This window comes from Aurantiacibacter xanthus (assembly GCF_003584015.1).
In the GTDB taxonomy this organism is placed as follows: Bacteria; Pseudomonadota; Alphaproteobacteria; order Sphingomonadales; family Sphingomonadaceae; genus Alteraurantiacibacter; species Alteraurantiacibacter xanthus.
On sequence record NZ_QXFM01000002.1, the window covers coordinates 46,796 to 59,548 of the forward strand.

Below are 12,753 nucleotides of genomic sequence, written 5' to 3' on the forward strand. Positions count from 1 at the left end.
ATACTCCGCTCATCCTGAGCTTGTCGAAGGATTGCTCTTACTTCGGTCTTGCTGCTCCCGTTGCAAGGGCAGGGCTTCGACAAGCTCAGCCCGAACGGGGGCAAGGTGGTATTACAAGTCGATCAGCAGCCGGGTCGGATCCTCGATCGCTTCCTTGATCGTCTTCAGCGCGGTGACTGCCTCGCGGCCGTCGATGATGCGGTGATCGTAGGAGAGCGCGATGTACATCATCGGGCGGATCACGATCTCGCCGCCCCGCACGACCGGGCGGTCCTCGATCCGGTGCAGGCCGAGCACGGCGGACTGCGGCGGGTTGATGATCGGGGTGCTCATCAGGCCGCCGAACACACCGCCGTTGGAGATGGTGAAGGTGCCGCCCTTCATCTCGTCCATGGTCAGGGTGCCGTCCTTGGCCTTGGCGCCATAGTCGGCGATGGCCTTCTCGATTCCGGCGAAGCTCAGCTGGTCGACATCGCGCACCACCGGCACCACGAGGCCGTTGGGCGCCGAAACCGCCACCGAGATATCGACATAGTCGAAGTAAACGATCTCATCGCCGTCGATCTGCGCGTTCACGCTCGGGAAGGTTTTGAGAGCCAGCACCGAGGCCTTCGAGAAGAAGCTCATGAAGCCGAGCTTCACGCCGTGTTTCTTGGCGAAGACGTCCTTGTACTTCTCGCGCGCCTCGATCACCGCCGTCATGTCGACGTCGTTGAAGGTGGTGAGCAGCGCGGCGGTGTCCTGCGCGCTCTTCAGGCGCTTGGCGATGGTCTGCCTGAGGCGCGTCATCTTCACGCGCTCTTCCTTGCGCTCGCCACTCGCGGCGGGGGCCGGAGTGGAAGCAGCCGGAGCAGGCGCAGCGCCGCCCGACTTGGCCCCATCCTTCTTCGACTGGGCCGCGGCCAGCACGTCTTCCTTGGTCAGGCGACCGTCCTTGCCGGTGCCCTTGATCGTGGTCGGATCGACACCCGCTTCGAGCACCGCGCGGCGCACGGCGGGCGACATCGTCGGCGAGCCGTCGGGCAGGGCTTCCATCTCGCGCTCGCTCGCCTTGGCGGCGGGGGCTTCCTCAGCCTTTGCCGCCGGAGCGGGGGCAGGCGAGGGCGAAGGAGCCGCACCGCTGCCGCCTTCGGAAACGGTCGCGATCACCGCGCCCACTTCCACCGTATCGCCCACGGCGACCACGTGCTCGCCCATCACGCCCGCGACGGGCGAGGGCACTTCGATGGCGACCTTGTCGGTCTCGAGGCTGGCGATCGGCTCGTCCTGCGCCACGGCATCGCCGGGCTGCTTCAGCCATTCACCCACGGTTGCTTCGGTGACGCTTTCGCCCAGCACGGGCACTTTGACTTCGATGGTCATGATCTCTTGTCTCTCAGCCTAGTTGGCGCCGCGCTTTTCGGCGTATTCTGCTGCGGTCTTGCCGCGCGTGGAAAGTCCCAGGGCGACCGACACCAGCGCTTCCTGCTGCGCCTGATGGCGCTTGGCAAAGCCGGTGGCGGGCGAAGCGGCCACTTCGCGCCCGGCATAGCTCGGGCGCATGCCCTTATGCCCGGCGGCGATCAGCGCATCTTCGATCTTGCTCTCGACGAAGAACCACGAACCGTTGTTCTTCGGCTCTTCCTGACACCAGACCACCTCTTCGAGCCCCGTCATGCGCTGCATTCGGGTGGCGAGCGGTTCGCCGGGGAAGGGATAGAGCTGCTCGATGCGCAGGATCGACACGTCGTCGACGCCCTCTTCGTCGCGCTTGGCCATGAGGTCGTAGGCGACCTTGCCCGAGCACAGCACGAGGCGGCGCACCTTCTTGTCGTCGACCTGCTTCTTGTCGGAGAGGATGCGCATGAAGTGCCCCTCGCCGGTGAACTTGTCCTCGTCGCTCTTGGCCATCGGGTGGCGCAGCAGCGACTTCGGCGTCATGATCACCAGCGGCTTGCGGAACGGACGCAGCATCTGCCGGCGCAGCACGTGGAAGTAGTTCGCCGGGCTGGTGATGTTGCAGACCTGGATATTGTCGTTCGCGCACAGCTGCAGGAAGCGTTCGAGCCGCGCGGAGCTATGCTCCGGCCCTTGCCCCTCGAACCCGTGCGGCAGCAGCAGCACGAGGCCGTTGGCGCGCAGCCACTTGGCCTCGGCGGCGGCGATATACTGGTCGATGATGATTTGCGCGCCGTTGGCGAAGTCGCCGAACTGCGCTTCCCACAGCACCAGCGTCTTGGGGTCGGCCATGGCAAAGCCATATTCGAACCCGAGCACGCCATATTCGCTGAGCGTCGAATCGTAGACCTCGAACTTGCCGTGCGGCAGCTTCGACAGCGGAACGTACTTGGCCTCGGTCTTCTGGTCGATCCAGATCGCGTGGCGCTGGCTGAAGGTGCCGCGGCCGGAATCCTGCCCCGACAGACGCACCCCGAAGCCTTCGGTGACGAGGCTGCCGAAGGCGAGCGCCTCGGCGGTGGCCCAGTCGAACCCTTCGCCGGTTTCGAACATCTCGCGCTTGGCATCGATCACGCGCTGCAACGTCTTGTGGATGGTCACATCCTCGGGGACGGTGGTGAGTGTGCGGCCGAGATGGTCGAACAGTTTCTTGTCGATCGCGGTGTCGATGTTGCGACGCGCGTGTTCGGGGTCGGCGGGCTTGTGCAGGCCGCTCCAGCGACCGGCGAACCAGTCGGCCTCGTTGGGCTTGTAGCTCTGCCCGGCCTCGAACTCTTCATCGAGCTGCCTGGTGAAGTCCTCGCGCATGGCAGGCGCGGTGCCCGCTTCGATCACGCCCTCGGCCAGCAGCCGCTCGGAATAGACTTCCGACACGCGCGGGTGCGCCTTGATGGCGGAGTACATCAGTGGCTGGGTGAACATCGGCTCGTCACCCTCGTTGTGGCCGAAGCGGCGATAGCACCACATGTCGATCACGATATCGCGCTTGAAGGTCTGGCGGTATTCCACGGCCAGCTTGCAGGCGAAGGTCACGGCCTCGGGATCGTCGCCGTTCACGTGCAGGATCGGGGCCTGCACGCCCTTGGCCACATCGCTCGGATAGGGCGAGTTGCGCGCGAACTTGGGGCTGGTGGTGAAGCCGATCTGGTTGTTGATCACGAAGTGGATGCAGCCGCCGGTGTCATAACCGCGCACACCCGACAGGCCGAAGCACTCCCACACCACGCCTTGGCCGGCGAAGGCCGCGTCGCCGTGGATCAGCACCGGCAGCACCTTCTGGTGCACGCCGAGATCGTCGTGGATCGCCTGCTGCGCGCGCGTCTTGCCGAGCACCACCGGGTCGACCGTTTCGAGGTGCGAGGGGTTGGGCACGAGGCTCATGTGGACCTTGATGCCGTCGAACTCGCGGTCGGTGCTGGTGCCGAGGTGATACTTCACGTCGCCCGAGCCGCCGACATCGTCGGGGTTGGCGCTGCCGCCCGAGAACTCGTGGAAGATGACCTTGTAGGGCTTGGCCATCACATTCGCGAGCACGTTGAGGCGGCCGCGATGAGCCATCCCGTAAATGATCTCGCGCACGCCGGTGGAGCCGCCATACTTGATCACGGCCTCCAGCGCCGGGATCATCGCCTCGCCGCCATCGAGGCCGAAGCGCTTGGTGCCGACGTATTTCTTGCCGAGATACTTCTCGTATTCCTCGCCGCGGATCACCGCCTGAAGGATCGCCTTCTTGCCCTCGGGGGTGAACTGGATCGTATCCTCGGGGCTTTCGAACCGCTCTTGCAGGAAGCGCCGCTCCTCGGTGTCGGCGATGTGCATGTATTCGAGGCCGACATTGCCGCAATAGGTCTTGCGCAGGGCCTTATACAGCTCGCCGACCTTGACCCATTCGAACCCGAACGCGCCGCCGACATAGACTTCCTGATCCTCGCGCCCGGCAAAGCCATGGGCGGCGAGCGACAGCTCTTCTTCCTTGTCGCGGTGGGTCAGGCCGAGCGGGTCGAGCGTGGCGGCCATATGTCCGCGCACACGATAATGCCGGATCAGCATCATCGCCTGAATCGAATCGTTGGCCGCCGCCTCGATGCTCCTGGCATCGGCCGGCTTGCCCGCGCTCTTGGCCGCCTTCTCGACCGACAGCTTCATCGCCGTCGGGTCGAGACCGGCGGTAAGGTCGCTGCCGTCGTCGGTCAGCGGCCAGCGCGGATTGGCCCAGCTCGGCCCTGCCTGGGCCCCGCCCTGATCGGGCATCTCGGGAAGCAAATTCAACGGCTCATCACCCATGGCAGGGACCTTCACTCAACTCTTACGTCAACCATTACCCTTACGGGCAGAACTCAGGCGAGTTCCTTCAGCAGGGCATCGAGGGTCTCGCCCAGCAGCGAGGGCGAGGGGCTGACCCGGATGCCGGCGCTTTCCATCGCGGCGATCTTGTCTTCGGCGCCGCCCTGGCCGCCCGAGACGATCGCGCCCGCGTGGCCCATGCGGCGGCCCGGAGGGGCGGTGCGCCCGGCGATGAAGCCGACCATCGGCTTGGAACGGCCCTTGGCCGCTTCCTGCTTGATGAACTCGGCGGCTTCTTCTTCAGCCGAGCCGCCGATTTCGCCGATCATGATGATCGACTTGGTCTCGTCGTCCGACAGGAACAGGTCGAGCACGTCGATGAAGTTGGTGCCGTTGACCGGATCGCCGCCGATGCCGACAGCCGTGGTCTGGCCGAGGCCGACCGCGGTGGTCTGGTGCACGGCTTCGTAGGTGAGCGTGCCCGAGCGGCTGACGACGCCGACCGAGCCCTTCGAGAAGATCGAGCCGGGCATGATGCCGATCTTGCACTCGCCGGGGGTGAGCACGCCGGGGCAGTTCGGCCCGATCAGGCGCGACTTCGAACCCTGCAGCGCGCGCTTCACGCGCACCATGTCGAGCACGGGAACGCCCTCGGTGATGGCGACGATCAGCTCGATCTCGGCCTCGATGGCTTCAAGGATCGAGTCGGCGGCGAATGGCGGCGGGACGTAGATGACCGAAGCGGTCGCTCCGGTTTCGGCCTTGGCTTCCTTCACGGTGTCGAAGTTGGGCAGGCCGAGGTGGGTGGTGCCGCCCTTGCCGGGGGTCACACCCGCGACCATCTGCGTGCCGTAGTCCAGCGCCTGCTGGGTGTGGAAGGTGCCGGTGTTGCCGGTCATCCCTTGCGTGATGACCTTGGTGTCTTTGTTTACGAGGATGGACATTAATCAAATTCCTGTTTGTGTTCTGCGGTTACCCGGCGGAATTTCCAGAACGCTCCTGCCCCGACAAGCGCTGGCAAGGCGAGGAAAAGGACACCGCCGAAAAACGCGAGACCGCGTCCCATTCCGTTGGAGGGGTTGCTTGCTGCGTCATTATGAAGGTGCACCCACAGCAAAACGAAAAGAACTGCGTCGAGTATCGAGAGCGCTCCCAGTGTTCGGCGATAGCCTCTGCGACCGAGCCACCAATGCAGGGCCATCCAGCCTATCGCCAAAAGAAGGAGGAGAAGCGTCATGCATTGTTAAGCCAGCGAAGGCTCAAGTCCCTTGCAGGCCACCAGCAGTTCCTCGACCGCGTCGACCGAAACCTTGAGGTTGGCCTTTTCTTCGTCCGACAGTTCGATCTCGACCACGTCCTCGATGCCATTGGCACCGATCACGGCCGGAACGCCGACATAAAGCCCGTCAACGCCATACTTGCCTTCAACGTAAGCCGCACAGGGCAGGATGCGCTTCTGGTCGCCGAGATAGGCTTCGGCCATCGCGATCGCGCTGGTGGCGGGCGCATAGTAGGCCGAGCCGGTCTTCAGCAGGCCGACGATTTCGCCGCCGCCCGAACGGGTGCGGGCCACGATGTCGTCAAGCCGCGAGGCGTCCACGCCCTTGATCTTGGCGAGGTCGTGCACCGGAATGCCCGAAATGGTGGAATAGGACAGCACCGGCACCATGGTGTCGCCGTGGCCGCCGAGCACGAAGGCGTTCACGTCCTTCACCGAGACGCCGAATTCCCAGGCGAGGAAGGTCGCGAAGCGCGCCGAGTCGAGCACGCCAGCCATGCCGACCACCTTGTTGGCGGGCAGGCCGGAGAATTCGCGCAGCGCCCAGACCATCGCGTCGAGCGGGTTGGTGATGCAGATCACGAATGCGTCAGGAGCGTGGGCCTTGATGCCTTCGCCCACGGCCTTCATCACCGAAAGGTTGATGCCGAGCAGGTCGTCGCGGCTCATGCCGGGCTTGCGCGGCACACCGGCGGTGACGATGATCACGTCGGCCCCGGCAATGTCGGCATAGTCGTTGGTGCCGGTGATCGAGGCGTCGAAGCCTTCGACCGGGCCGCACTGGCTCAGATCGAGCGCCTTGCCCTGCGGCATGCCTTCGGCGATGTCGAACAGGACGATGTCGCCCATTTCCTTCTTCGCTGCGAGGTGAGCGAGGGTGCCGCCGATCATGCCGGCGCCGATGAGGGCGATTTTCTTGCGGGCCATCAGGTGTCTTCGTCCTTTGCCTGTCGAAGGGCGCTATCCGGATCGTCACCGCATTGCCCTGCGCCCGGCCGGGCAATGCCTTTCACGCAAGGAGCCGTAGGCCCCGCAAAAGCCTATTGCAACAGCGAAAACGGCCTGAAATTGCCTTATCTTTGCAAACAGTTCGCAGTATCAAGAGGATGGTCGTCAGGTCGGCTGTCGGGGCGCTGCGGCTATTGCGCAAGGAGGAGTTTGCCCTGCTTGCCTTCTTCCTGATCAAGCAGCTTCTGCGCTTCCGGCGCCGTTACCGCCCGACTGAAGTAGAACCCCTGACCGAGCGTGCAACCCGCGCTCCGCAGACTGTGCGCCTGTTCGGCTGTCTCGATGCCTTCGGCGACGATCTCCATCCCCAGCTTGCGTCCCATGCCCGCCACGGCACGAATGATCGCATCGCTGTGCGGGCCGACCTGCGGGCCGCACACGAAGCTGCGGTCGATCTTGATCTTGTCGAAGTGATAGCGGTGCAGATAGCTCAATGACGAATAGCCGGTGCCGAAGTCGTCGAGCGCGAAATGGACCTGCGCGCGGGTCAGGTCGTCCATGAAATGGCGCGCGTGGACGCAGTCTTCGAGAAACACGCTCTCGGTCACTTCGATCACCAGCCGACGCGGGGGCAGGCCGGCCACACGCAGCGCATGCAGGATGCCCAGCGCCGCGCCCGGTGCGCGCATCTGGGTTGGCGACAGGTTCACCGCCAGCATGATGTGATCGGGCCATGTCGCAGCGGCGCGGGCGGCCTGAGCCGTAACCCAGTTGCCGAGCGTGATGATCTGGCCGGTTTCCTCGGCCAGCGGAATGAACACCTCGGGCGAGATTTCGCCCTTCTGCGGATGGGTCCAGCGCACCAGCGCCTCGAAGCTGCATATCTTTCCGCTGTCGAGATCGATCAGCGGCTGGAAATGCACCTCCAGTTCCTCCCGCGCGAGCGCGGCGCGCAGATCGCGCTCCATTTCCTTGCGCTCGGCGCGTTGCTGGCCCATCTCGGGTGCGTAAAAGCAGGTGCGGCTGTTCTGCTCCTTGGCCTGCATCAGCGCGATATTGGCCGACTGCATCAGGTGCGATATCGTCGCCGAATCCTCGCCCAGTATCGCTGCGCCGATTGCCGTGCCCGCTTCCACCATCGCATAGTCGAGCCGCAAGGGCCGGTTGAGATGGCTGCTCACCTTGTTGACCAGTCGTTCGGCATGGCGACGTGAGGCGACCGGCACCGCGAGCAGGAACTCGTCGCTGCCGAACCGCGCCAGCACGGCATCGTCGGGCGTGCAGGCGCGCATCCGGCGGGCCATTTCGCAGAGCAGCCGGTCTCCCGCCGCATAGCCCTGGCTTTCGTTGATGTCGCGCAGGTGGTGCAGGTCGAACCACAACAAGGCAATGCGCTGGCCGGGGCCGCGCAGCGTGAGCATGTCTTCGATCGAGATATGAAAGCCGTCACGATTGAGCAGCCCGGTCAGCCCGTCGTGCAGGGCGAGGAAGTGGTACTGCTCGCTGACCGCCTTGCGCTCCTGCGAGATCCGCGCGATGCTGCAGAGGTGGCCGTAAATGGTCTGGGTCAAGGTATCCATCGTCATGGCGAGACCGGGAACCACGAGCGCCAGCACCAGCGAGGCTGGCGATCCCACATATAGCGAGGCGGCGACGGTCGGCACTGCGACCAGACCCATGTGAATACGCGCACAGATCGGCTGGTCGGCGCAGCGAACCGTCATCGCCGTGGCATAGGTCAGCGCATAGACGAGCGCGAGCGTCTGCAACTCGCCGTCAATCTGCAGAACCAGCGCGAATGCACCGAACAGGCCGATGCATGCAGACAGCACCGCTTCCGGCACCATCACGAACGGCGACAGGCGCTCGCGGGAGGTGGAGCTGTTGCTCGTCGTATAGAGCAGCGAGGTGATCAGCCGCCCCGCCAGCACCAGCGACATGAACAGCGCCAATGCAAACAGCAAGCGTGAGCCGCTCAGCAGCGCGCAGGACCAGATGATGAGGAAGTTGGCAGAGCAGGCCAGCACCAGCCCCGTCGGCGGCACGTCGTGGCCGTCGTAATAGCGCCGCTCCACTCGCGGTCGCGTTACGCCTTCGGGCGTGGGGTGTTCAACCGTGCTTGCCAAGATACCCTCCGAAGAGACTTGTGCGTTACACCCCCGCTATCTTTAGAAACCTTAAAGTATCCCTGCGTAGTGTTGACGATGCAATCTCAGGGCAGTCTCAGGCCGGTGCGACCGTTTGCGGGGCGAACCGCGCAAGATCGTGCGCCAGCCGCCGGTCGAGATTGGCGCAGACCTCGTGCCAGGATGCAAACCCTTCCGCATCGCCGTGCATGGCAGCGCGTTCAGCCGCCTGATGGGCCACCTGTGCCGCCCCCAGGCCATGGCGCCCGAACAATTCCAGCGCCCGGCGGATCGCCGCATCGGCTTCGGTATTGCGGAGGCGATTGTCGTTGGCGGCCTCACGTTGCAGACGCAGGACTTGCGAAGCGGTGAGCCGCTTGCGCAAAAACCTCGGGGCAGCAAGGCGGATGGACATGGCGGGCTGGCTCTCTCGTCTGGTGTTGCATTGCCGCTGTCGGACAATCCCAAGAAAGCTACTTATGTTAGCCTAATTCCGCGTTGCCGCGCATGGTAAACGCATTCTTTGCCCTGATTGCGCAAACTGCTGGAGCGCCGGTCGGGAAGGCCGGCAGGTCAATCCTTGCCGGGTTCGGTGCGCCAACTGCCGCTGCGGGCATATTCGGCCCGAATCGCTCCGCCGCCGGGCAAACGCGAACCGCGTGCCGCCGCTGGAACCGCACCGGGGACGGGGGACGGTGCCTCCGCTGCCGGAGTTTCGGGCGCCGACGGCGTGCCTGTGCTGAGGGCGTGGCTGGCAACGGTTGCGCTGCTCTGGAGTGCAGGTTCGCCCAGCGCCAGCGGGCTGGCCGGATCGGGAGCGGGGCCGGCGTCGGCTTCAGCCATCAGCGCGGCTGCGCGACCGGGAGCCGGCTCGCCGCCGAGATAACGCCCGGTAAAGGCCGGGCTGGTCCCCGCCGCGCCGCGCCAGCGATAGAACTGATGCGCGCCGATCACCGCCACCTGATCGAGGCTGTTCGCCCAGTAGGGATGGACCGCCAGCGTGTGATAGTGCGTGGCCAGACCCACCGGCGCATAGACCGCGCCCGCCAGTGCCTGCCGCGCGATGCGGCTGGCGCGGCCCCACATGAAGGCCGACGGCTGCCGCGCGAGCGAGCCGTCGCAGGTGAAGGTGAACTGGCAGCCGGTGCTGCGCTCCGAGCCCTGGAACACCACGCCGCAGACGGTCGAGGGGTAGGCGGGGTGGGCCAGCCGGTTCAGCACCACCTGCGCCACGGCCCGCTGGCCTGCATCGGATTCGCTGGCGGCTTCGTAGTAGATGGCCTGCGTCATGCATTGCTGGGCGCGGGCCTGATCGGTCAGCGAGCCGGCCACCCGCAGCGAACGCGCGGCAGGGCCGGCGATGAAGGAACCGCCGCCGTTCTGTGCATCGGGCAGCGCTGCGCCCGTGGGCGCGGCGGTGAGATCGGCGGCCACCGCCTGCGGCGCGTCTTCGAGATAGTAGAAGGCTGAGCCGGGGAAGCTTTCGCCCGGCGTTTCGAACCCCATCGGCACCACGGCAGTGGTGGCGGCACTGGCCGAGGGCATGGTCAGCCCCTGCAAGCCACCCGGCATGGCCAGCGCGGGCACGGCGGCGGCCGCCGCCAGCACGCCGAACTTGCGCATGGAGCGCTTGCCTTCGCCGCCCGCGGCAAGCGAGCGCGCCGCGCGGCTGCGCGTGATGCGGTCGCGAAAGTCGGGAATCGACTCGTCAGGGAGAATGCAACTGGCGCGCATGGTGGCCAATTAGGCGCAAATGCTTGCCAGGACATTGATGACACGCAAGCTGTCCCCATTCGGGACATCGCGGCAGGCGGCGGTGAATTCCCGGATATTTCGCGAGTGCGTCGCAATTCCCAATTGCCGTCACTGGGTAGCGTTGCTAGCGGCGCGGGTTATGACCGGGGGGTTGGGCGCTACTGGTTATCGGTCGCAGAGTTTTTTCGAGGGTGCAGTCCGGGTGCATGGGGCATCCGGTCGTGTCACCGGGGGGTGGTGCGAGGGTCGAGAGACCGTCGCGCGGAGACGGCGCATTGCGCAAGGCGGCTGGATTTTCGTGATAAAGCGTCGACTATCGTCCGCAGCCTTGCTTGTGCTGCTGCTTGCCGCCTGCGGCACGGCGCCCGTCCGCCAGCGTGCGGATGGCAGGCCGACCATTGTCAGCCTCAATCCCTGCAGCGATGCGATCCTTGCCGAATTCACGCCGCCCGACCAGTTGCTGGCCATCTCGCACTTCAGCAAGAACCCCGCCCAAAGCTCGATGCCTGCCGCACAGGCGGCCCGCTATCGCAGCACCTCGGGCCGCGTCGAAGAGATACTCGCACTTGCGCCCGATCTCGTGGTGGCCGACCGCTTCCTGCCCGCGCCGACGCGGCACGCGCTCGAACAGGCCGGGATTGCGGTCTTCAATCTCGATATTCCGCAAACGGTGGACGACAGCCTGAGCCAGGTGCGCGCACTGGCCGATCTCGCGCGCCGCAGCGAGGATGGCGACGCGCTGGCCGAGGCAATCTCTGCGGCGTGGCGGCAGGATGGCGCGGAGCAACAGGCTCCGGTCAGCGCGCTGATGTGGCAGGAAAACGGCATCGTTCCGGGCCCGGATAGCCTGGTCGCCGCTCTGCTCTCGCATTCCGGCTTCACGCTGCACTCGGCGGCGCGCGGATTGGGGCAGGGGCAGGTGCTGCCGCTCGAACAGGTGCTGGCCGATCCGCCGGAGCTGATCCTGACGGCGGGCTCGGCGCGGGCCTTGCACCATCCCGCGCTTGAAGTGCTGGCGGACACCGCGCGGGCGCAGTTCGACCAGCGCCTGCTCTATTGTGCCGGGCCGACGATCCCGCGTGCGCTCGCCCGGTTGCGTGAGATCCGGGAGGGGTTCTCGTGACGCGGCTGGTCTCGGGCTTGCTGGTGGCCATCGCACTGACGCTGGCGGCATCGCTGTTGGCCGGGCGCGTGTGGGTCGATCCGGCCTCGGTGCCCAACGCCTATGTCATTCTGGCCGAGCTGCGGCTGCCGCGCAGTGTGCTCGCGCTGGTGATCGGGGCGGGGCTGGGCGCGGCGGGGGCGGCGATGCAGGGATACCTGCGCAACCCGCTGGCCGACCCCGGCCTGTTCGGCATCGCACCTGCGGCGGCGCTGGGCGGCACGCTCGCGCTGTTCAGTGGGGGCGGCAATCTCGGTGTGCTGGCGGTGCCCGTGGCGGCGCTGCTCGGGGCCGGGGGAGCGATGGCGCTGTTGTCGCTGCTCGCGGGGCGCAGCACCGGGGTGGCCCTGTTCACCCTGTCGGGCGTGATGATCGCGAGCATTGCCGGCGCGCTCACCGCGCTGGTGATCAGCCTCGCGCCCAATCCCTTCGCGCTGGCGGGCATCGTGACCTGGCTGATGGGCGCGCTGACCGATCGCAGCTGGCACGACGTGGCCATCGCCGCCCCGTTGACGCTGGTGGGCGTGGGCCTGCTCTATGGCGCTGGCCGCGCGCTCGATGCGCTGACGCTGGGCGAGGCGGCGGCGCGCTCGCTCGGGATCGACCCGCAGGCGCTGCGCTGGCTGATCATCATGGGCGTGGCGCTCACCGTGGGCAGCGGCGTCGCCGTGGCGGGTGTGATCGGCTTCGTCGGCCTGATCGTGCCGCATCTGGTGCGCCCGTTCACCGATCGTGCCCCCTCTTCGCTGATCCTGCCGAGCACGCTGGCGGGTGCGCTGCTGGTGCTGCTGGCCGACATCGCCTGCCGTCTGCTGCCGCTGGTCAGCGAGTTGCAGCTTGGCATTGCGCTCAACCTGCTGGGCGCGCCGTTCTTCCTTCACCTGCTGCTGAAGATGCGGCGCGGAGCATCGCCATGGAGCTAATCGCACGCGTCGTGACCGTGGCGCGCGGAGAACACGAGGCCCTGTCGCGGGTGTCGCTCACACTCACCTCCGGCGAGCTGGTGGCGATCTGCGGGCCGAACGGGGCCGGCAAATCGACCCTGCTTACCGCGCTGTCCGGTATCGAGATGCCCGAGCTGGGCGGGGTGTTCCTCGACGGGGAGCCGCTGCGTGCGATGCCCCCGCGCGAGCGCGCACGAGGCATCGGTTTCCTGCCGCAGAGCGGGGAAATCGCCTGGGACATGGCGGTGGCGCGCCTCGTTGCGCTGGGCCGCCTGCCGCAGGGCGACAGCGAGCGCCCGGACGGTAAGGCCGCCATCG

General features: G+C 66.2%; 11 protein-coding genes. 3 read left to right on the forward strand and 8 right to left on the reverse strand.

The genetic code is table 11. The features are described from left to right. Positions 1-111: 111 nt before the first annotated feature. The 8 genes from odhB to D2V17_RS00420 all read right to left on the reverse strand — a co-directional run bounded on the left by odhB (position 112) and on the right by D2V17_RS00420 (position 10,308). Positions 112-1,362: a 2-oxoglutarate dehydrogenase complex dihydrolipoyllysine-residue succinyltransferase gene (odhB, locus tag D2V17_RS00385; protein ID WP_119591168.1), complete on the reverse strand. Its 1,251-nt coding sequence runs from the start codon at positions 1,360-1,362 to the stop codon at positions 112-114. 18 nt (positions 1,363-1,380) lie between these two features. Next, positions 1,381-4,221, reverse strand: coding sequence for a 2-oxoglutarate dehydrogenase E1 component (locus tag D2V17_RS00390; protein ID WP_119591169.1), 2,841 nt, complete (start codon positions 4,219-4,221; stop codon positions 1,381-1,383). A 53-nt stretch (positions 4,222-4,274) separates the two neighbouring features. Beyond that, positions 4,275-5,165 carry a succinate--CoA ligase subunit alpha gene (gene sucD / locus D2V17_RS00395; RefSeq protein ID WP_119591170.1) on the reverse strand — a complete coding sequence of 297 codons (891 nt, stop codon included), beginning with the start codon at positions 5,163-5,165 and terminating at the stop codon, positions 4,275-4,277. Continuing rightward, the gene (locus D2V17_RS00400; RefSeq protein ID WP_119591171.1) at positions 5,165-5,458 is read right to left on the reverse strand and encodes a hypothetical protein; all 294 of its coding nucleotides are present in this window, start codon (positions 5,456-5,458) and stop codon (positions 5,165-5,167) included. Before D2V17_RS00400 ends, sucD begins: the two co-directional genes overlap by 1 nt. A gap of 6 nt (positions 5,459-5,464) precedes the next feature. After that, positions 5,465-6,427 carry a malate dehydrogenase gene (gene mdh, locus D2V17_RS00405; protein ID WP_119591172.1) on the reverse strand — a complete coding sequence of 321 codons (963 nt, stop codon included), beginning with the start codon at positions 6,425-6,427 and terminating at the stop codon, positions 5,465-5,467. A 212-nt stretch (positions 6,428-6,639) separates the two neighbouring features. Next, positions 6,640-8,574, reverse strand: a complete 1,935-nt coding sequence (locus D2V17_RS00410; protein ID WP_147367137.1) for a putative bifunctional diguanylate cyclase/phosphodiesterase — start codon at positions 8,572-8,574, stop codon at positions 6,640-6,642. A 97-nt stretch (positions 8,575-8,671) separates the two neighbouring features. Next, a complete protein-coding gene (locus tag D2V17_RS00415) occupies positions 8,672-8,989 on the reverse strand; it encodes a hypothetical protein (protein WP_245978381.1) in 318 nt (105 codons plus the stop codon). Positions 8,990-9,147: 158 nt separating this feature from the next. Further along, the gene (locus D2V17_RS00420) at positions 9,148-10,308 is read right to left on the reverse strand and encodes a cell wall hydrolase (protein WP_245978383.1); all 1,161 of its coding nucleotides are present in this window, start codon (positions 10,306-10,308) and stop codon (positions 9,148-9,150) included. A gap of 319 nt (positions 10,309-10,627) precedes the next feature. Between D2V17_RS00420 and D2V17_RS00425 the strand changes: the two genes are divergently transcribed. The 3 genes from D2V17_RS00425 to D2V17_RS00435 all read left to right on the forward strand — a co-directional run. After that, entirely contained in the window at positions 10,628-11,452 is an 825-nt protein-coding gene (locus D2V17_RS00425; RefSeq protein WP_245978384.1) for an ABC transporter substrate-binding protein, read from the forward strand. Then, positions 11,449-12,414, forward strand: a complete 966-nt coding sequence (locus tag D2V17_RS00430) for a FecCD family ABC transporter permease (protein WP_119591175.1) — start codon at positions 11,449-11,451, stop codon at positions 12,412-12,414. Before D2V17_RS00425 ends, D2V17_RS00430 begins: the two co-directional genes overlap by 4 nt. Beyond that, positions 12,405-12,753 (forward strand): ATP-binding cassette domain-containing protein (locus tag D2V17_RS00435; RefSeq protein WP_147367140.1); only part of this gene is annotated, 349 nt, incomplete at its 3' end. The genes D2V17_RS00430 and D2V17_RS00435, both read left to right, overlap by 10 nt.

Coding starts and splice junctions, on each gene's coding strand:
- sucD (WP_119591170.1), bottom strand. CDS start 5,165: ATGTCCATCCTCGTAAACAAAGACACCAAGGTCATCACGCAAGGGATG.
- mdh (WP_119591172.1), bottom strand. CDS start 6,427: ATGGCCCGCAAGAAAATCGCCCTCATCGGCGCCGGCATGATCGGCGGC.
- D2V17_RS00390 (WP_119591169.1), bottom strand. CDS start 4,221: ATGGGTGATGAGCCGTTGAATTTGCTTCCCGAGATGCCCGATCAGGGC.
- odhB (WP_119591168.1), bottom strand. CDS start 1,362: ATGACCATCGAAGTCAAAGTGCCCGTGCTGGGCGAAAGCGTCACCGAA.
- D2V17_RS00420 (WP_245978383.1), bottom strand. CDS start 10,308: ATGCGCGCCAGTTGCATTCTCCCTGACGAGTCGATTCCCGACTTTCGC.
- D2V17_RS00415 (WP_245978381.1), bottom strand. CDS start 8,989: ATGTCCATCCGCCTTGCTGCCCCGAGGTTTTTGCGCAAGCGGCTCACC.
- D2V17_RS00400 (WP_119591171.1), bottom strand. CDS start 5,458: ATGACGCTTCTCCTCCTTCTTTTGGCGATAGGCTGGATGGCCCTGCAT.